Annotated in this window: 16 protein-coding genes; 5 read left to right on the forward strand and 11 right to left on the reverse strand. The window is 66.1% G+C overall.

Annotated elements, in window-relative coordinates:
- Positions 1–17 precede the first annotated feature (17 nt).
- Positions 18–2,390 carry an LPS-assembly protein LptD gene (locus tag ACSQ22_RS03290; RefSeq protein ID WP_436129637.1) on the reverse strand — a complete coding sequence of 791 codons (2,373 nt, stop codon included), beginning with the start codon at positions 2,388–2,390 and terminating at the stop codon, positions 18–20.
- Between the two features lie 164 nt (positions 2,391–2,554).
- Here ACSQ22_RS03290 and ACSQ22_RS03295 point away from each other — a divergent pair, with 164 nt between their 5' ends.
- The 3 genes from ACSQ22_RS03295 to ACSQ22_RS03305 all read left to right on the forward strand — a co-directional run bounded on the left by ACSQ22_RS03295 (position 2,555) and on the right by ACSQ22_RS03305 (position 6,012).
- Entirely contained in the window at positions 2,555–3,697 is a 1,143-nt protein-coding gene (locus ACSQ22_RS03295; protein ID WP_436129416.1) for an aminoglycoside phosphotransferase family protein, read from the forward strand.
- A gap of 90 nt (positions 3,698–3,787) precedes the next feature.
- The gene (locus ACSQ22_RS03300) at positions 3,788–4,525 is read left to right on the forward strand and encodes a 16S rRNA (uracil(1498)-N(3))-methyltransferase (protein ID WP_436129417.1); all 738 of its coding nucleotides are present in this window, start codon (positions 3,788–3,790) and stop codon (positions 4,523–4,525) included.
- Between the two features lie 332 nt (positions 4,526–4,857).
- Positions 4,858–6,012, forward strand: coding sequence for a diguanylate cyclase (locus ACSQ22_RS03305; RefSeq protein ID WP_436129418.1), 1,155 nt, complete (start codon positions 4,858–4,860; stop codon positions 6,010–6,012).
- Between the two features lie 27 nt (positions 6,013–6,039).
- On the opposite strand, the gene ACSQ22_RS03310 is transcribed toward ACSQ22_RS03305, so the two are convergent.
- Positions 6,040–7,329 carry an acyl-CoA dehydrogenase family protein gene (locus ACSQ22_RS03310; RefSeq protein ID WP_436129419.1) on the reverse strand — a complete coding sequence of 430 codons (1,290 nt, stop codon included), beginning with the start codon at positions 7,327–7,329 and terminating at the stop codon, positions 6,040–6,042.
- A 198-nt stretch (positions 7,330–7,527) separates the two neighbouring features.
- Here ACSQ22_RS03310 and ACSQ22_RS03315 point away from each other — a divergent pair, with 198 nt between their 5' ends.
- Entirely contained in the window at positions 7,528–8,298 is a 771-nt protein-coding gene (locus ACSQ22_RS03315; RefSeq protein WP_436129420.1) for an SOS response-associated peptidase, read from the forward strand.
- 40 nt (positions 8,299–8,338) lie between these two features.
- On the opposite strand, the gene ACSQ22_RS03320 is transcribed toward ACSQ22_RS03315, so the two are convergent.
- Both ACSQ22_RS03320 and ACSQ22_RS03325 read right to left on the reverse strand, forming a co-directional pair.
- Positions 8,339–9,586, reverse strand: a complete 1,248-nt coding sequence (locus ACSQ22_RS03320; RefSeq protein WP_121421679.1) for a branched-chain amino acid ABC transporter substrate-binding protein — start codon at positions 9,584–9,586, stop codon at positions 8,339–8,341.
- A 67-nt stretch (positions 9,587–9,653) separates the two neighbouring features.
- Positions 9,654–11,294 carry a long-chain-fatty-acid--CoA ligase gene (locus ACSQ22_RS03325; protein ID WP_436129421.1) on the reverse strand — a complete coding sequence of 547 codons (1,641 nt, stop codon included), beginning with the start codon at positions 11,292–11,294 and terminating at the stop codon, positions 9,654–9,656.
- 751 nt (positions 11,295–12,045) lie between these two features.
- Between ACSQ22_RS03325 and ACSQ22_RS03330 the strand changes: the two genes are divergently transcribed.
- Positions 12,046–13,128 carry a DUF4062 domain-containing protein gene (locus ACSQ22_RS03330; RefSeq protein ID WP_436129422.1) on the forward strand — a complete coding sequence of 361 codons (1,083 nt, stop codon included), beginning with the start codon at positions 12,046–12,048 and terminating at the stop codon, positions 13,126–13,128.
- Positions 13,129–13,477: 349 nt separating this feature from the next.
- Here ACSQ22_RS03330 and ubiD read toward each other — a convergent pair whose 3' ends face one another.
- From ubiD to ubiU, 7 genes are all read right to left on the reverse strand, one after another.
- Complete coding sequence (ubiD, locus tag ACSQ22_RS03335) at positions 13,478–14,965, reverse strand: 4-hydroxy-3-polyprenylbenzoate decarboxylase (protein ID WP_436129423.1); 1,488 nt, start codon at positions 14,963–14,965, stop codon at positions 13,478–13,480.
- 66 nt (positions 14,966–15,031) lie between these two features.
- The gene (locus tag ACSQ22_RS03340) at positions 15,032–15,628 is read right to left on the reverse strand and encodes a UbiX family flavin prenyltransferase (protein ID WP_436129424.1); all 597 of its coding nucleotides are present in this window, start codon (positions 15,626–15,628) and stop codon (positions 15,032–15,034) included.
- Entirely contained in the window at positions 15,621–16,034 is a 414-nt protein-coding gene (locus ACSQ22_RS03345; protein ID WP_436129425.1) for a putative zinc-binding protein, read from the reverse strand. Before ACSQ22_RS03345 ends, ACSQ22_RS03340 begins: the two co-directional genes overlap by 8 nt.
- A gap of 2 nt (positions 16,035–16,036) precedes the next feature.
- Positions 16,037–16,573: a ubiquinone anaerobic biosynthesis accessory factor UbiT gene (ubiT, locus tag ACSQ22_RS03350; protein WP_436129426.1), complete on the reverse strand. Its 537-nt coding sequence runs from the start codon at positions 16,571–16,573 to the stop codon at positions 16,037–16,039.
- Between the two features lie 17 nt (positions 16,574–16,590).
- Positions 16,591–17,211, reverse strand: coding sequence for a PAQR family membrane homeostasis protein TrhA (gene trhA, locus ACSQ22_RS03355; RefSeq protein WP_228897109.1), 621 nt, complete (start codon positions 17,209–17,211; stop codon positions 16,591–16,593).
- Between the two features lie 18 nt (positions 17,212–17,229).
- Positions 17,230–18,192, reverse strand: a complete 963-nt coding sequence (locus ACSQ22_RS03360) for a U32 family peptidase (RefSeq protein WP_228897108.1) — start codon at positions 18,190–18,192, stop codon at positions 17,230–17,232.
- Between the two features lie 223 nt (positions 18,193–18,415).
- On the reverse strand, positions 18,416–19,450 hold the full coding sequence (gene ubiU / locus ACSQ22_RS03365) for a ubiquinone anaerobic biosynthesis protein UbiU (protein ID WP_436076083.1): 1,035 nt from the start codon (positions 19,448–19,450) through the stop codon (positions 18,416–18,418).
- Positions 19,451–19,611 lie beyond the last annotated feature (161 nt).

Raw genomic sequence — 19,611 nt, forward strand, 5'->3', positions numbered from 1 at the left:
CGTAGGAGCGTTGGGCGTTAGTCGTAGTTGCTGAAACGGCTGGGCGTTGTGACCTGCTCGCGCAGGTTCTGGTAACGCGGCACATTCTGCTTGAAGGTGTCCAGGGGGCTGGAGCCCAGGCTCAGGCGCGAGAAGCCGACGAACTCGATCTGGAACAGCAGGCGGGTGTTGGAGGTGGTCACGCTGCTTTGCAGGCGCTCCAGCACCACACGGCCAATCCAGCAGCAGCTGTCGTACTCCAGGCCGACCACGGTGTCCACCAGCTTGCGGTCCTGCAGGCTGTAGTTCAGGCGGCCTACGCTGTACCAGCGCCCGCCGCCCTGGCCACGGCCTGCGCCCAGGTCTTTGCCCTTGTCGCCCCACAGGTCGTTCAGCGGCCACTGCCAGCCGATGTCGATCTGCTCGCTGGTGCCACGCTGCAGGCGGTAGGCCGCGCTCACGGTGCGGTAATTGCCGGGGCTGTAGCGCGCGCCGATGGTCGAGCGGATGGAGCGCCCCGTCTTGGGGTTGTACTGCACGGTGGAGTCAAAGCCCCACTCGGGCGTCCAGCTGATACCCGCGCCCAGCAGCAGGTCTGACAGGCGCTCGCTCACGGGGGTACCGCCGGGCAAGGTGACCTTCTGGTCCGAGAACCGCAGCCGCTGGGCAATGCCAAAGCGTGCGGCCTCGGCGCCCGTGTTCGGGTCCAGCAGCCGGGTGGTCACGCCCAAGGTGAGCAGGTTGTTGTCGGCCAGCCGGTCGTTACCCCCGAAAGCGTTCTCGGTGTAGATGGTGGCGAAGTTGAAATCATTGGCCGCCGTGTCGTACACGGGCAGCATGCTCTGGTCACGGTAAGGCGTGTAGGTGTAGAACGCGCGCGGCTCCAGCGTCTGCAAAAAGGCGCGGCCAAAGTAGGCGGCATCGCGTTCGAACACCAGCCCGCTGTCCAGGCTGAAGGTGGGCAGAGTGCGGTTGGCTGAACGCTGCCCGTTGGACAGCGCCGAGTCAAACTGGTACTGCGTGGCGTGCAATTGCAGGCGCGGGGTCACGAAGCCACCGGGCGCCAGAAAAGGCCGGCTGATCTGCGCCATCGCATAGCTGCGGTTGGCATTGGGCTGGCCTGTCAGCTCGCGGGCGGCCTGGAAGCGGGTGGTGTCCAGCTCCACGCTGGCATCGAGCCCGCCACCCAGCTGCGACGGTGCATAGCGCCACTGCAACTGGGGCAGCCGGTCATACGGCGGCACGATGGGCGAGGTCACGTCCTGCAAGGTCTGCCACTTGAGGGTGCGCACACTGGCGGACATGTCATTGCGCGCCCACGACAGCGTGGCGTCGCCCGGCAGCAGGCGCTGGCGCAGCAGGTCGGAAGCCCGGCCAAAGTCGCGCCAGTAGTTGTCGTCGCTCACGCGGTTGACGTTCAGATTGAGCCCCAGCCCGCCCATCGGCGTGTCAAAGCCGCCCTGGTGCTGGCCCGAAAAACTCCAGCGCATGCGGTCGCGCAGGCGGTCGGTGGGCATCACATCGGCACTGATCTGGCCGGTGTAAGTGGGCTCCAAGTAGCGGAACTCGCCCCCCAGGTTGGCGCCGCGCTTGGTCATGAGTGCCGCGCGCAGCGTGGCGTCGCGGTTGGGTGCGATGTTCCAGTAGTAGGGCTGGATGTACGCCACCCCGTCGCGGCTGTCCAGCCCGATGGTGGGCGGCAGCAGGCCGGACTTGCGCTTGTCCGACAGCGGGAAGGTGATGTACGGAATGGGCAGCACAGAGACGCCCTTGAACTCCAGCACCGCGTCTTCGGCGGTGCCGACCTCTTCCTCGTTGTCGATGCGAATGGTGGCGGCGCGCAGCACCCAGTCGGGCTGCCAGCTTTCTTCATTGCCGCGCTCGCAGGTGGTGTAGGTGGCGTTGTGCACCACGGCACGGTCGCGGTCGATGAAATCCACGCGCGTGGCATCGCCGTGCGCCTGGGTGGCCAAAAATTGGTAGCGGGCGTCGCTGAAGAAACCCTCAAAGGCATCCACCCGCAGCTCCAGCGCCGTGCCTTCGTACACGTTGCCCGCGCGGTTGATGCGCACCTTGCCGTTGGCCTTGGCCAGGTCTTCGGGCACGTTGTAGTCCAGGCGGTCGGCACGGATCACGGTGTCGCCCCGGCGCAATTCGGCATTGCCTTCGATGACGGCGTTCAGGTCGGTCTGGCCGCTGATCCGGTCCCCCGTCACAAAAACGGGGAGCTGGGGCCGGACCGCCTCGGGAATCTTTTCCTGAAGCAGGGGCGAGGTGCGCAGCGCAGGGGGCGCATCCCAGGCGCTGGCAGGCGGGGCGGCGTCAGACGCCTGCGCCAGCACGGAGAGCGGCAGACCGCACCAGGCCAGCGCCACGCCATAAGCCAGGGCCCGGGGTACGGGAGCGCGCAGCCGCTCGGGCTTCGCCTTGGCGGGCCGGGGCCGGAGGGAGGATGTCTGCACGGTGGGGGGCTTGCAGCGTGGCACGTGGGGCGGTGGGCAGGGGCGGATCAAAGAAGGAGGAACCCGCCCACCTCAGAGCCTGGGGGGAGCGGGTTTGTAAAATCGGATTATCCATGAGCCACCCATCTTCCCCTTCTCCCGCCTGCCCGCCCCCGGGCACGGCCGTGGCAACCCCCGCAACTTCCACCGTCGCCTGGCCCGACGCGGCCCGCCAGACAGCCTTCGAGGCCTGGCTGGCGCCCCTGGTGAGCCCGCACCAGCTACTGCCCGCCACGCTGCGCCCCGCCTCTGCCGATGCCAGCTTCCGCCGTTACCTGCGCATCGACAGCACCACGGGTGCCAGCCGCATCGTGATGGACGCACCGCCCGACAAGGAAAACTGCAAGCCCTTCGTGCAGGTGCAGGGCCTGATGGCCGCCGCCGGTTTGAACGTGCCCGAGATCCTTGAGTTCGATGAACCGACCGGCTTCATGCTGCTGTCCGACCTGGGCCACCAGACGCTGATCGAGCTGCTGAACCCCGAAAAGCCGCAGGACGCCTACGCCTGGTACCAGCAGGCCACCGATGTGCTGCTGGACTGGCAAAAAGCCTCCCAGCCCGGCGTGCTGCCGGCCTATGACGAGGCGCTGCTGCGCCGCGAACTGGCGCTGTTCCCCGACTGGTACCTGGCCAGGCACCGCAGCGTCACGCTGGACGACAAGCAGCAGGCCACGCTGGCCAGCGCCTTCGATGCCATCGTGGCCCACAATCTGGCCGCCCCCCAGGTCTATGTGCACCGCGATTTCATGACCCGGAACCTGATGGCCCCCACCGAACAGGGCACGCCCCTGGGGGTGCTGGACTTCCAGGACGCCGTCTACGGCCCTATCACCTACGACATTGCCAGCCTGCTGCGCGATGCGTTCATCAGCTGGGAAGAGGAATTTGTCATCGACATTACGGTGCGTTACTGGGAGAAGGCGCGCAAGGCCGGACTGCTGGGGGCCCGCAGCGCCAGCGGCTGGGGCGATGACTTCGGCGAGTTCTACCGTGCGGTGGAATGGATGGGCCTGCAGCGCCACCTCAAGGTCGCCGGCATCTTTGCGCGCCTGACCCTGCGCGACGGCAAGCCCAAGTATCTGGCTGATGCGCCGCGTTTCATGGCCTACATCCGCGCCACGGCCAACCGCTACCGGCAGCTGGGGCCGCTGCTCAAGATGCTCGACCAGATCGAAGGTACCGAGCCGGTGGTGGGCTTTGCCTACGGCCGGATGTAGCGGCGCGACTGGGCGCACGCAGTAAAACAGAATAAAATTAGGCTCTAGCGCTTATCTATCAAGCGCAAGCAGCTATAAATTAAGTAGCAAATGCCCCGTTTCCATTGCCCGGCCCTTCTGGCCCCCGGTGCCGAGCTAGACCTTCCCCCCGGCGCTGCGCGCCACGTGCAGGTGCTGCGCCTGCAGCCGGGCGACACCATCACGCTGTTCCACGGCGGGCAAGCCGAGGGCGACCCGGGCGGCGAATTCGACGCCACCGTACTGAAGATGGGCCGCAGCGATGTGCGCGTGGTGGTGGGCGCCCACCATGTCACCGAACGAGAAGCCCCGCGCGCCGTGCACCTGCTGGCCGGTATCACCGCCAACGAACGCATGGACTGGCTGGTGGAGAAAGCCACCGAGCTGGGCGTGGCGAGCATCACGCCCCTGGTGGCCGAGCGCAGCGTGCTCAAGCTCAAAGGCGAGCGGGCCGAGAAAAAAATCGCCCACTGGCAGGCCGTGGCCGTGGCCGCCTGCGAGCAGTGCGGCCGCAACCGCGTGCCCGTGGTGCACAACGCCGTGGACCTGGCAGGCTGGGTGCGCGCCCAGGCCCAGGCCACCACCGTGCAGCGCCTGCTGCTGTCGCTGCGCGCGGGCACGGCGCCGCTGCACACGGCGGCGGGCCAGGCCGGGCCCGTGGTGTTTCTCTCCGGCCCCGAAGGCGGGCTCTCCAGCACCGAGGAAGACCTGGCACTGCAACACAGCTTTGCCCCGGTCACGCTGGGCCCCCGTGTGCTGCGCGCCGAGACCGCACCGCTGGCCGCCTTGGCGGCACTCACCCTTCTTTAAGGATGACCTGCATAACTCCCTGCGGTCTGTGATAGCGCGGTCTCGGGCGGTCCGCTGCGTTGCTTTTCTTGCCAATAGCCCGGCTATTGGCTGCCAAAAGACGCCTTGCGCCCCATCCCGATCCGCACTACCACCGACTCGCGAGGGTTATGCAGGACATCCTTAACGGGGTCAGGGCCCTTCGGCGAAACCCCAGGCCGCGCCTGGGCAGGGCTGTACGCCGGGCGATGACCCTCCTAGAATGAAAACCGCACGGCCAGGCCCCGTTGCACGCCGCAGCGCAGCCCCATCCATCCACACGCCCCCCGACCGCCCTGGCAGGAGCACCCACCTTGCGCACACCTTCCCGCTGGCAACGCGTTCGGGATGTGGTTCTCTCCACCGACCGTCGGCGGCGCACGCTGGTGGCCATGGCGTTGCTCGCGCTGGTGCTCATGACCAGCAGTGCGGGCGTCATGCTGATGGTGGCAACGGCGAGCAGCGCAGTGAACGCCGTTGCCGTGCAATGGTGGGCCGCCATCTCGGTCGGCGGGATGGTGGTGATGACCGCGTTCATCCGTTCGGGCGAGACCGCGCGGCTCAGCGACCCCTCACTCACCGTGCCCCAGATGGTCTGGACCATCACCAGCGGCGCCGTGGCTTATGTGCTGGCGGGCGACGCGCGGGGCGTGGTGCCCGCGGTGCTGGCCATGATCCTGTTCTTTGGCACCTTTGGCCTGACCGTGGCCGAGGTGATCGGCATCGGCGTGTATGCACTGCTGGCCTTCGGCTGTGCGGTGGCGGCCACCACGCGTTTTAACGCCAGCCCGTTTGGCTACCTGGATACCGCCTATGCGCTCATGGTGCTGATCGTGCTGGGGGGCAGCATTGCGCTGAACCTGCGCATCCAGCGCATCCGCGCGCGGCTGCAGGAGCAGCGCGAGGCGCTGGCCCAGGCGCTCGCCGTCAACCGCGATCTGGCCACCCGCGACGAGCTGACCGCCCTGCCCAACCGCCGCGCCATGCAGGACCTGATGGAGCTGGAACGCCGCCGCAACCTGCGCAACGGCCGCCCCCTGCTGCTGGCCCAGCTGGACATTGACCACTTCAAGCGCGTCAACGACACCCATGGCCACGCCACGGGCGACCGGGCGCTGCAGGCCTTTGCGGGCATCGTGCGGGCCAGCGTGCGCGACACCGATGTGCTGGCCCGCTGGGGTGGCGAAGAGTTTGTGCTGCTGCTGTCCGACACCCAGATGGACGATGCCCGCGACCTGCTGGAGCGCGTGCGCCAGGCCGTGGCCGCGATGGAGATTCCGCACGCTGCCGGCGTGCTGCGCATGACGGTATCGGCTGGCCTGGCACTGCACCTGCCCGGCGACATGGTGGAGCAGACGCTGGAGCGCGCCGACCAGGCGCTGTACACCGCCAAGTCGCTGGGGCGCAACCGCGTTGTGGTGGCGCCCTCCGGCCCGCGCGCCGCGCGGGCCTCGGCCGCGTCCTCCTGACTCCCGCAGCCTGGCCGGTGCAGGTGCTCAGGCACTCAGCCGTGGCGGCGCGCGCATCTGCTCCGGGGTGGTGAAGTAGGCAGCCAAGGTGCCGAGCTGCTCGCGCGCCTGACGCAGCTCGTGCCGCGCCACGGTGCGCAGGTGCACCTCGTCGGGCCCATCCATCAGCCGCAGCGCGCGGCCCCAGGTCCAGAACGCCGCCAGCGGCGTGTCGGGCGACAGGCCCATGGCACCGAAGATCTGCATGGCGCGGTCCACCACGCGCTGTTGCAGGCGCGCGGCCACCACCTTGATGGCGGCAACCTGGGCACGCACAGTGCGCGCATCCGCAGCGTCGCCCTGGTCCAGCAGCCAGGCCGCATGCAGCACCAGCAGGCGCGCCTGGTCGATCTCGATGCGCGACTCGGCCAGCCATTCCTGCACATTGGCCTGCTCGGCCAGCGGCTTGCCAAACGCCGTGCGCTCCAGCGCCCGCTCGGTGGCCAGGGAGAGCGCCAGCTCGCACTGGCCGATGGTGCGCATGCAGTGGTGCACACGGCCGGGGCCCAGGCGCGCCTGCGCCATGGCAAACCCCGCCCCCCAATCGCCCAGCAGGTGGTCCGCAGGCACACGCACGCCCTGCAGCAGGATCTCGCAATGCCCCTCGGGTGCATGGTGGTGCAGCACACTGATGTTGCGCACGATCTGCACACCCGGCGTGTCCACGGGCACCAGCACCATGCTGTGGCGATGGTGGCTGTCGGTCTGGACGTCACCTGCATTGCGGCACAGCACGATGAGCAGCTGGCAATGCGGATGCGCAGCGCCGGTGATGAACCACTTGCGACCGCTGAGCACCAGGTGGTCACCCTCGCGCCGCACCGTGGTCTGCAGGTTGGTAGGGTCGGACGAGGCCACGTCGGGCTCGCTCATCGCAAACGCCGAACGCATATGGCCGTGCAGCAACGGCACCAGCCAGCGGGCGCGCTGGGCGGGTGTGGCAAAGCGGTGCAACAGCTCGATGTTGCCGGTGTCCGGCGCGTGGCAGTTGAACACCTCGGCCGCCCACGGCAGGCGGCCCATGGCCTCGGCCAGCGGCGCGTAGTCGAGGTTGGACAGCCGCGTGCCGGGCTCGTCGTCCTCAAGCGTGGGCAGGAACAGGTTCCACAGGCCTTCTTCGCGCGCCAGCGCCTTCAGGTCCTCCACAAAAGGCGGCGGGTAGTCGCCCGCCAGCACGGCCGCATGCCAGGCAGGGTTGTACGGCAGCAGATACCGGTCCATGAACGCCAGCAGGCGATCACGCCATTGAAGGGCCAGAGGAGAAGGTGCGAAGTCCATGCGGACATTGTGAAAACAGCGCCAGCGCGCGTCACAACGCAGGCGACAACGGGCTTGATACAAGTCAGGACCGGGCCGGATGGGTGACACAGCGGGCCTGCAGATGCTTCTGTTTTTATAGCTGTTAACGCTTATCAAACAAGCGCTAGAGCCCTATTTCATGCAAGAAACCTCAACGCCACACGCTACCATCGCCCCATGAGCACCCAATACGAAACCCTGCCCCACGCCGACACCTACCGCGAGGCCTTTGCGGTCGAGCCACCGCAGGCCCTGGGTGAACGCCACCTGTGGCCACGCAAGCCCGGCTTCTTCATCGTGCATGCGGCCACGGCAGCCGCCATCGCCCAGCCAGTGGTGGCCAAAGCGGCGGCCGACGCCGAACCCAGCCCCCCGGCAGACACGCCCACAGACGCACCCGCCGCCAGCACGGAACGCGTGCTCGTGCCCGCGCAATGGGGCCTGGTGCCGCACTGGGTCAAGTCGGCATCCGATGCCAAGCTGCGCGCGCCCAAGCTGGTCAATGCCAAGTCCGACACCGCCTCCACCGGCACCGCGTTCCGCGACGCGTGGCTGAACGGCCAACGCTGCATCGTGCCCATGGTGGCGTTTTACGAAGACGACCTGCGCAGCGGCAAGGCCGTGCCCACCCGCGTGGCGCGCGTGGACGGCAAACCCATGGGCGTGGCGGGCCTGTGGGCACGCTGGCAGGGGGCCGATGGCGAGGTGATCATCAGCTACTGCCTGCTCACGGTGAACGCCAACAACCACGCACTGCTGCACCGCTACGGCCAGCCCGGCAGCGAAAAAAGCATGCCTGCCATCCTGAACGAAGGCGCCTACGACGCGTGGCTCACGGCCCGGCCAGAGAAGGCCAAGGAGTTCATGCGCCAGTACGCGGCGCAGTGGCTCACGGCCAACCCGGTGGAAAAAAAGGCGGACAAGGTGCCCAAGGGTCTGCTGGGCTGATGCCGCGCCGCGTGAGCGGCACGGTGGCGCGGTGGGAGACTCAGGACGGCCGCTTCATCTGGCAGGACGTGGGCTGGGCGCTGATGTAGTTGTCCCAGGCCACTTCGGAGCGGAAGCCGTAGCCGGTCTTCTCCGCGTCGTACTTCACGCCCTTGCTGCCTTGCTTGGCCCAGATGCCCAGGTACAGCGGTGCTTCGAGCTGGTGGTCGGTCTTGCGCATGCGCACCTCGCCCATGGGGCTCTTGTAGGTCATATTTTCCAGCGCAAAGGCCACCTTCTTCGCATCGGTGGACTGGGCCTTGCGCATGGCTTCACGCAGCATGTGCATGCTGTTCCAGTGCGCGGCAAACACAAAGTCGTCGCCGGTCTTCTTCTTGTAGTCCACGTAGATCTTTTCCAGATCGGGGGTGGGGGCGTTGTGCACCCAGTTCCAGATCACCCCGACCTTGCCCTCGCCCCAGGGCCCGATCTGCGCGGGCGTGCCGGGGTTGTTGGCGTTGAGCGTGAAGTAGTTAATGTTGAGCCCATAGTCGCGGGACGACTTGAACAGCAGCGTCAGGTCGCTGCCCCAGTTGGAGGTGATGACCGTATCGGCCTTGGCAGCGGCCATCTTGGCCACATAGGGGGCAAAGTCGCGCGTCTGCGCGATGGGGATGAAGTCGTCGCCCACGATTTCGATGTCGGGCCGCTTGCGCGCCAGGTATTCCTTGGCGGCCTTGGAGACCTGGCGGCCGTGGGTGTAGTCCTGGTTGAGCAGGTACACGCGCTTCACATCCTTGCGGCCTTGCAGGTAGGTGGTCAGCGCCTCCATCTTCATCTCGCTCGACGGATAGAAGCGGAAGTGCCAGAAGCTGCAGCGCTCGTTGGTGAGCTGCGGGTCCATGGCGGCGTAGTTCAGGTACACGGTGGCGCGCTCCGGGTCGCGCTCGGCGAGCTTGTTGAGCCCGTCCACCAGCGCCAGCGCCACCCCCGATCCACCCCCTTGGGTGATGTAGCGCACGCCCCGGTCGGTGGCAGCCTTCAGGGCGTTCAGGCTCTCCTGCGGCGTGCCCTTGTTGTCGAAGTCCATCACCTCGAACTTGGGCTCGTTGGGCCCGGCCTTGGCATTGACCTGCGCCACCACCTCGCGCAGCTGGTTGAGCGAGCTTTGGCCGGTGAGCGCGAACGGGCCGGACAGCAGATCGATGAAGCCGATCTTTACCGTCTCGGCCGCCCCGGCGTGTGCGGCCATCACCAGCGCTGCGGCGCATGCGCCGACCTGAAGCCATTTCCTGGGAACCAAATTCATGTCTGTCTCCGTGGGGTGGGTGAGTGGGAAAGAAAGGAAAGCCGAAAGCCGTCAACGCGTGGCTGCGTCACTCGCCGCCGAACACCGCGCCATGGCGCTGTCGCAGCTCGTTTTTCTGGACCTTGCCGGTGCCGCCCAATGGCAGGCTCTCGACAAACAGCACGTCGTCGGGCAGCCACCACTTGGCAACACGCTCTGCGAGGAAGTCCAGGATCTGCGCCTTGTCGAGCGACTGGCCGGGCTTGCGCACGATGAAGAGCAGCGGGCGTTCGTCCCACTTGGGGTGCTTGACGCCGATGACAGCGGCCATGGCCACCGCTGGGTGGGCCACGGCGGCGTTCTCCAGGTCGATGGAGCTGATCCACTCGCCGCCCGACTTGATCACGTCCTTGGTGCGGTCGCGGATCTGCACCACGCCCTGGGGGCTGATGGTGGCGATGTCGCCGGTGGGGAACCAGCCATCGACCAGCGCCGAACGCTCGGCCTTGTGGTAGCGGTCCACGATCCACTGGCCGCGCACCATCAGCTCGCCCTGCGCCACCCCGTCGCGGGGCAGGCTGGCGCCGTTTTCGTCCACCAGCTTAAGCTCGATGCCGAACACCGACTTGCCCTGCTTGGCGACCAGTGCATGGCGGTCCTCGGGCGGCAGTTCGGCATCGGAAGCGCCCAGCACGCTCATGGTGGCAATGGCCGTGGTCTCGGTCATGCCCCAGCCGTGGCGTACCTCCACGTCGTACACGTCATTGAACTTGGCGATCAGTGCCTTGGGCATGGCCGAGCCGCCTACGCCCGTGCGCCGCATGGTGGTAAAGCGCAGACCGTGCTGCTCCACATGCTGGATCAGGCCCATCCAGATGGTGGGAACACCCGCGCTGACGGTGACGCGCTCGGTCTCCATCAGCTCGTACAGGCTGGCGGCGTCCAGGCGCGGGCCGGGCAGCACCAGCTTGGCCCCGCCAATCAGGGCCGCATAGGGCAGGCACCAGGCGTTGATGTGGAACATGGGCACCACGGGCAGGATGGTCTCCCGCGCGCTGATGCTGAGCACACCCGGCATGCAGGCCGACAGGGCACTGAGCGCCAGCGCCCGGTGCGAATACAGCACACCCTTGGGGTTGCCGGTGGTGCCGGAGGTGTAGCACAGCGCCGCGCCGGCTTTTTCATCGCATTCGGGCCAGGTGAAGCGGTCGTTCTCGCGGGCTAGCAGCGTCTCGAACGCCTCGACCCCGGCCACCCCTTGCAGATCGATGGTGCCCAGCGTTTGCGCATCACACAGCGCGACCCAATGGCGCACACGGGGGCACGACGCTGCGATGGCGCGCACCAGCGGCGCAAAGGTGGTGTCAAACAGCACGACCTCATCATCGGCATGGTTGACGATGTAGGCCAGTTGCTCGGGGTGCAGGCGCGGGTTGCAGGTGTGCATGACCATGCCGCTGCCCGACACGGCGTAATACGCCTCCAGGTGGCGGTGGTTGTTCCAGGCCAGCGAACCCACCACGCTGCCAGGGCGCAGGCCCAGCGTCTGCAGCGCGTTGGCCAGCTGCCGGGCGCGCCGGGCCATGTCGGCGAAACGGTAGCGGTGCAGGCTGCCATCGGTGTCGCGCGAGACGACCTGCTGATCGCCGTACTGGTTCTCGCCATGGTCGAGGATGGCCGAGACCAGTAATGGCCGGTCCATCATGCTGCCGGGCTGGTGCTGCTGCATTGCAGTTGTCTCCTAGGGATGTATGCCTTGCTGCGTCGCGGCATCCGTGGGGTGCCGGTGCAGAGCCTTCTATGTGAGGCTTGCGCATCGTCGCAAACAACGCGGGGCTTGCTTGTCGTTTGCGCGACTCATCCAGGCAATCCGAGAAGAGATGCCGCGCTGACAGGGAACGGACGGCGAAGGGTCCGTGAGCTACCGCCTGCTCAGGGTGGACGCGAACTCTCAACGTGCTGCAGCACTGAGGCCCGGCGGGCAGCGAAAAGAGCATGCCCGCCATCCTGAATGAAGGCGCATGCAACGCGTGCTCACGGAGCGGCCGTAGAAGGTCAGGGAGTTCATGCGGCGAAACGCGGCGCAGTGGCTGCTGACCAACCCGGTGCAGAAGAAAGCGCCAAGGTGCCGTAGGGGGTGACTGGGGTGAGCCTTTTCCCGTTGGAGCTGGGCCGCATACCCTACCGTCGATTTGTCGGATGTAGACCAAAACCACGGTGACTACTATTTCCCAACGCAACTTGTCAGAGCCCGAGCTTGCTCACACTCGAAATCAGACCGTTGAGGCTACCTGCTCGACATAGCTGCACACTTGAAGTGTGCCGGGTTTTACGGAATTTTCGTTTCTAAGTGACTTAGCCGCGCTGAGCATGCGGATCTAAGCTGCACGCTTTCAGGGCATCAGTGACGCTGTATTCTCCTGGTCCAGTTTTTTTCGCAAACCCATGGGGCGCATCAAGTCAGGCTGCATTAAGAAATTATGGAAAAACGCTATCAAGTCTTTCTCAGTTCAACGTATGTAGACCTCAAGGAAGAGAGACTTGAAGTCATGCGAGCTCTGCTGGAACTCGACTGCATTCCATCCGGGATGGAATACTTTCCGGCTACCAATGACGATCAGTGGTCATTTATCCAAGAACTGATCGATCAATGCGACTACTACGTGGTAGTCGTAGGTGCGCGCTACGGATCAATGTCGTCTGACGGTCTCAGCTTCACCGAAAAGGAATACCGGTACGCACTTGAAAAAGGAATTCCAGTAATCGGGTTCGTGCACGCGCAGCCTGATCAGATCCCGCAGGGCAAAGCCGAGGCTGACCCAGACGGAAGACGAAAGCTAGATGAGTTCCGCAAGCTTGTTCAATCTAAGTTGTGCAAGACTTGGTCATCACCTGCAGAACTTGGTGCGGTAGTCAGCAGAAGTCTGACGCAACTCATCAAGCGAAATCCAAGGCCTGGGTGGGTAAGATCAGACAGGCTTGCTAGCTCAGAGGCCAGTGAGGAAATTCTTCGATTGAGAAACACAATCGACAGAAAGGACGAGGAGATATCTCGTCTAACGGTCGTACATAGTTCCGCGAACGACGCGCTGGCCCAGGGGGATGATCAGCTTGAACTCGGCTTCACTGTGACGCTTTCCGATCCGAGCCTTCCTTACGCCGATCGCACGTCTAGGCTAAGCTCGCAGATAGTCGTTACCTGGGACGAGGTCTATAAATCGTTTGCGCCACACCTGCTTACTCCAACAAAGTTCAGTGGGATCAAATCAGGGATCAATAGGTTGATCCGCGAGAAAAGACTGGAGACAGTCCAAGAGATGTATCCCGATCTCAACGTTGGAGCTTTCAACGTGTCGGACTCCACACTTCAAATGATCTTCGTCCAGTTCACCGCCATGAACTTTCTGGAAATCTCAAATGCTGAAGACAAAGACGGAAGGCCTTACAAGTTGGCAGCTCTGACCCCCCTTGGCAAGGACCATCTCATCAAAGCCAGCGCAATCAAACGCGGCGTCTTGGGCCGTGCGAATCACTCCTTGCCTACAGAAGACAACGCAGCGTAACCATATCGACACCTTCATAACAGCAGAAGCCAGACCAGTTGTGGACCAATGGTGAAGCACATGCAGCCGCGTATCCGGCATTGTTGTGGACTCGTTGTTAGTCCATACCCATACGGCTCTGCGTCACCGTATCGCCACAAGTTGCACGGACTGCCTCTTGAAGCGGCCCACATCGGAATGCCGTGATCGCGAATCAGACGCAACGTTGAGCTTCTGTTTTCACCCCACGCCAGAAGGCGGAGGTTCCAAGCACTCCGTGGTGATCACGCTCGCGTAGGAGGTTCAGTCCTTCCAACGCATTTAAGACGTGCGCCGCACGAACCTTTGCCGTACCGTCGCAACATCCACCTCACAACCCCAACCCCACAAACAGCGCCTCCACCCGCTTCACCACCCCCTCCTCCATCCGCATCGGTCTCCCCCACTCCCGCTGCGTCTCCCCCGGCCATTTGTTCGTGGCGTCCATCCCCATCTTGCTGCCCAGGCCGCTCACGGGCGAGGCGAAGTCCAGGTAGTCGATGGGCGTGTGCTCCACCAGCAGGGTATCGCGCGCCGGGTCCATGCGGGTGGTGATGGCCCAGATCACTTCCTTCCAGTCGCGCACGTCCACGTCGTCGTCCACCACCACGATGAACTTGGTGTACATGAACTGGCGCAGGTGGCTCCACACGCCCATCATCACGCGCCGCGCGTGGCCTGCGTAGGCCTTGCGGATGCTGACCACCGCTAGCCGATAGCTGCAGCCTTCGGGCGGCAGGTAGAAGTCCACGATCTCGGGGAACTGCTTTTGCAAGAGCGGGATGAACAGCTCGTTCATCGCCAGGCCCAGCACGGCGGGTTCGTCGGGCGGCTTGCCCGTGTAGGTGCTGTGGTAGATCGCGTCCTTGCGCAGGGTGATGCGGTCCACGGTGAGCACGGGGAACTCGGCGCATTCGTTGTAGTAGCCGGTGTGGTCGCCGTAAGGGCCTTCCAGCGCATGCTGCCAGCCGCTCGCGTGATGGGCATCGGGCTGGATGTGGCCTTCGAGCACGACCTCGGCGGTGGCGGGCACTTGCAGCGGCACGCCCAGCGCTGGCGTGACTTCGGTGCGCGCACCGCGCAGCAGGCCGGCGAACTGGTACTCGCTCAAGCTGTCGGGCACGGGCGTGACGGCACCCAGCAGCGTGGCCGGGTCGGCCCCCAGCGCCACGGCCACGGGGTAGGGTTGGCCGGGGTGGGCGGCGCAGTGGTCGGCAAAGTCCAGCGCCCCGCCCCGGTGGGCCAGCCAGCGCACGATGACCTGGTTGCGCGAGAGCACCTGCTGGCGGTAGATGCCCAGGTTCTGCCGCGCCTTGCGCGGCCCGCGCGTGATGGTCAGGCCCCAGGTGATGAGCGGGGCCACGTCGCCGGGCCAGCAGTGCTGCACGGGCAGGCGGGCCAGATCCACATCCGGCCCCTCCCACACCTCTTGCTGGCAGGGCGCGCCGCGCGCCACGGTGTGCGGCGCCATGTTCCACAGGGTCTTAAGCAGCTGGCCCATGCCCAGCATGTCCTTGAAGCCCTTGGGCGCCTCGGGCTCCTTGAGGGTGGCCATCAGTTCGCCCAGGGCGCGCACACCGCGCAGGTTGGCCACACCCATGGCGCGCGCCACGCGGTCTGTGGTGCCAAACAGGTTGGTGAGCACCGGCATGGTGTGGCCCGTGGGCTGCTCGAACAGCAGCGCTGGCCCTCCGGCGCGCAGTACACGGTCGCTCAGCGCTGTCATCTCCAGGTGGGGCGAAACCGGCTCCGCCACGCGGCGCAGATCGCCCGTGGCTTCGAGCTGGGCCATGAAGTCGCGCAGGTCGCGGTAGGCCATATCAGGTCCAGAATTTGAATGAAATTGGCCGCTAGCGCTTTTCCAACAAGCGCAAACAGCTATCAATTAAGAAGCATTCAGCTCCAGACCTTGCCACCGAGGCGCCAGGGCGTGCGGCACATCGATAAGGTCGAGCACGCGCGCCACGCTGTAATCCACCACCTCGCCCACGGTCTGCGGGCGCAGGTAGAACGCGGGCAGCGGCGGGCAGACGATGCCGCCCATCTCGGTCACGGCCACCATGTTGCGCAGGTGCGTGAGGTGCAGGGGCGACTCGCGCACCATAAGCACCAGGCGGCGGCGCTCCTTGAGGGCCACGTCGGCCGCGCGCGTGAGCAGGTTGTCGGCCAGCCCATGCGCTATGGTAGCCAGCGTGCGCATGGAGCAGGGTGCCACCACCATGGCATGGCACTGGAACGAGCCGCTGGCGATGGCCGCGCCCACGTTGGCCACGTCGTGCACGCGGTGGGCCAGGGCCTCGACGGCGGGGCGGTCCATGTCCAGCTCGTGCTGCAGGTTGCGCCAGCCAGCGTCGGAGACGACCAGGTGGGTCTCGATGCCGCTCTGGCCTTGCAGCACCTGCAGCAGGCGCGCGCCGTACACGGCGCCGCTGGCGCCCGAAATGGCGACGATGATGCGGCGGGTGTGGGCAGCATCAGCCATGCGAGGGCTCCACCACAGAAGGGCGCCGCAGGGGTTGGGCCTGCTGGTCGGCCTCCACCTGCTCCAGCACCAGCGCGGCCTGCACCGGGTCAAAGTCTTCGTGCGCGCGTTTTTTCACACCGTATTGCTGCAGCTGGTAATGCCGGTCGGCCACGATGCCGTGGCGCGCGAGCGTGCTTTTGACGCAGACCAGCGGACAGCCGTCGAGCGCGATGATGGGCCGGCCCGAGCGCACGGTCTTCATCAGGTGCGGCACATCGCCGCCCACCCCGGCGATGCACGACATCTCGGCCACGCCGCGCCGATCGAGCTGCAGCGCCACGTGGTTGGCCAGCTGCGCGGCGCTGGAGCAGCCGGAGCAGGAATAGACCAAGGGGTGGTTCTGGGGATCGGTGTTGGTGGCCATGCTTATCCTCCGTGGCGTGGAGTGGGGTCGAGGTGCCGCCGCAGGTGGCCCAGCACCTGGCGCGGCGCCAGCCTCTGCGCCCACTGGCGCGGGTCCAGCACGGGAAGCTCGATGGCATCGAGCGCGTTCTTCACCACCAGGCCCAGCTCGGTGTCGCCCTCCATCGACAGGCGGCGGCTGAAGAACAGCGTGTCCGGGTCTTGCTGGCGCTGGGCCAGCAGCAAAAAATCATAGGCTGTGGCGCTCAGCGTCACGTCGGCCACCTGCGGCAGCACCAGCGGTGCGTGGGGGGCGAAGCGCTGGCCCGTCCAGGCAAAGTCGAAGGCCACGCGCGCATCGCGCACTTGCACCCGCATCTTCTTGTGGAGCAACAAGCGGCCCACGTCATCGGGCAGGTGCCGCGCGAGCGCCAGGTTGAGCGCCGTCACCAGCAGCATCGAGCCGGGGTAGGCGGGCAGGCGCGCCAGCAAAGCCCCCACGGGCGGCGGCACTTGTCGTTGGTTCGCGGCAGGCGTGGGCGAAGAAGGGAAAGCAGCCATTGGTAGAAGACGGGCCCTCAGGCCACGTAAAAAAACACGGTGAAAAAATGGCAGACGCTGCCGGCCAGCACAAACAGGTGCCACAGCCCGTGGCCGTGGCGCACGCGGTGGTCCAGTGCATAAAAGACGATGCCCAGCGTGTAGCAGGCGCCGCCCGCCAGCAGCCAGGCAAACCCGGCAGGCGTGAGCGCATGCCACAACGGCACCACGGCCACCAGCGCCAGCCAGCCCATGAGCACATAGATGACCAGCGACAGCACGCGTGCACCCCGCGCCCACCAGATCTCCTGCGCAATGCCCAGCAGGGCCAGGCCCCACACCACGCCCAGCAGCGACCAGCCCCAGGGCCCGCGCAGCGACACCAGCGCAAACGGCGTGTAGCTGCCCGCAATCAGCAGGTAGATGCTGCAGTGGTCCAGCTTTTGCAGCACGGCCTTGATGGTGCGTCGGCGCACGCTGTGGTACGCGGCGGAGGCGGCGTACAGCGCCACCAGCATGGCGCCGTAGATGCTGAACGCCACCACCTTCCACGGATCGCCCAGGCGCGCAGCAAGGGTGATGAGCACAGTCGCGCCCGCCGTGGCGAGCAGGGCGCCGACCAGGTGGCTGATGCTGTTGAAACGTTCGCCGGGGTACATGCGGTGATTCGCTTCGCGTTATGGATGCATGGCAGGCCGCGCGGCACCACCACCTACAGCGCCATGCAGCCCCTGCTCCAGGCCCGGTCGCCCGAACCAGTAGCCGTTGCAGGGCAGATCGGGCATGAAGGGCTGCATGCGCTCCACATAGTCAGGTGCCTTTTCGCCAGCATCCTCCGCAGCCACGGCGCGGCGGGCTTCGTCAAACGCCGCGATCACCTGCGGCATGTGCTGGGCCTGCGGGCTCAGGCGCACCACGTCCACGCCTTGGGTGCGCATCGCCGCCAGCTCGTTGGCCAGGTTGTAGACGCGGGCCGACTGGGTCTGCGTGCCGTTAAGCACGAGAAAGCCCTCGCTCTCGCGCGTGCGCAGCGGCAGGCCGTCAGGATGGTCGAGGCAGCTGAACTGGCAGTCGTCCTTGGGCAGGTTGCGGTGGCGGGCGGTGAAGCAGCGCGCCGAATAGGCCAGGGGCATGCGGCCGTAGGCAAACACCTCGGTCTCGATGCCTGCGGGCCGCTGCGCCAGCACAGCAGCGAGCGCATCCTGCGACATCTCCAGCGGCATCACCCAGCGCGTGGCGCCCCGTTGCGCCATCCATTGCAACGAGGGCGCGTTGTACAGGTTCAGGTGCGGCCCGGCCACAAAGGCCTGCGGCCCGGCGGGTGCACGCGCAAGGCAGCTCACCGCACCCATGTCATTGGCCTCGACCAGAAACTCGCCGTTGCCTGTGATCTTGTGCATCACGCCCACGTCGGCGCTGGACTCGATGAGCACCTGGCTGGACAGCACCGCCTCCTTGCCCGCGTCCCGCAGCATGCGCGCCAGCGCCAGCCAGTCGGCCAGGCGCAACTCATGGCGGCGTGAGCACACCGTCTCGCCCAGGTACACCACATCCACGGGCGTGGCGGCCATGGCCTCGTAGAACGCGAACACGGTGTCGCGGGGCCAGTAGTACAGCAGCGGGCCGAGAGAGAGTTTCATGGGGCGATCTCCGGGGTTTCATCGTGATATTTCGGATTCAAAGCGGCGCACCGACCTTCGATCTGGCGCGATCCAGGCCAGGGGACGCCGCGCAAGGGCCGCCAAGCCGCGTATGCGGCGCTTCGCTGTCGTGCGCTGGCGTTGTCCCCCTTCCCCTAGCGCGAAGCGCGTAGAGAGAAGGGGGAAGCCGCGCAGCGGCTCAGGGGGTTGTCGCCTGATCATTTCATTTCCAGGGGCGGTGGTAGGCACCCAGGGTGTGCTGCTGGCCTTCTGCCACCTGGTCCAGGCTGGCCATCCAGCGTGTCTTGGGCGCGTAGCGGTGGGGATAGGCCAGGCACTGGTCCATGGCCTCGCGCCAGACCTGGGTGACCTGCGCCACATACGCGGGGCTGCGCTGGCGGCCTTCGATCTTGATGGCGCGCACACCCATCTTGAGCAGCTGGGGCAGCAACTCCAGCGTGTTGAGGCTGGTGGGCTCTTCGATGGCGTAGTAGTTCTCATCGTCTCCCACGTCGAAACGCCCCTTGCACAGCGTGGGGTAGCCCGCGTTCTCGCCGGGTGCATAGCGGTCGATGAGCACGCCGTTCAGGCGCGACTCGCGGCCCTGCGGGGTCTCCACCCAGCGCACGGCCTTGGGCGGAGAGCACACGCCGTGCGTGTTGGGCGATTCGCCGGTCACGTACGACGACAGCGCGCAGCGCCCCTCGACCATCACACACAGGCTGCCGAAGCCGAAGACTTCGATCTCGACCGGCGTGCGATCGATGACCTGGCGCACCTGCTCCATCGAGAGCACGCGCGGCAGCACGGCGCGCACGATGCCGAACTGCTCGCGGTAGAAGTTGATGGCCTCGTAGTTGGTGGCCGAGCCCTGCACCGACAGGTGCAGGCGCAGCCGGGGATGGTGCTGCACCGCGTAGTGCATGAGGCCGGGGTCGGCCAGGATGACCGCGTCCACGCCCAGGTCCACCGCCTTGTCCAGTGCGCTGCGCCACGGCCCCGGGTTGGCCGCCTGCGGGTAGGTGTTGAGCGCCATGAAGACCTTGCAGCCGCGACCATGCGCATAGGCAATGCCGTTGGCGATGGCGGCCTCGTCAAAGTTGAGGCCCGCAAAATTGCGCGCATTGGTGGCGTCGCGCAGGCCCAGGTAGACGCAGTTGGCGCCGTGGTCCACAGCGGCCTTCAGGGCGGGCAGGCTGCCGGCGGGGCAGACGAGTTCCAGACCGGGGGTTGCAGCTTCAGGCAGCACCGCCTCCATCGATTTCAGGGGTTCCATCACAAACATTCAAACGCGGGCCCCGGGCCGGGCCACAGCACTGGGCGCCACCATAATGAGGACACCCCACGCATCCGCTGATCTTCATCAACGGCGGTGCACAATTCCGGAGCAAACCAGTCGGGTTTTGATGTGGCCCGCCT

The organism is Acidovorax sp. LjRoot38, assembly GCF_964252975.1.
In the GTDB taxonomy this organism is placed as follows: domain Bacteria; phylum Pseudomonadota; class Gammaproteobacteria; order Burkholderiales; family Burkholderiaceae_C; genus Acidovorax; species Acidovorax facilis.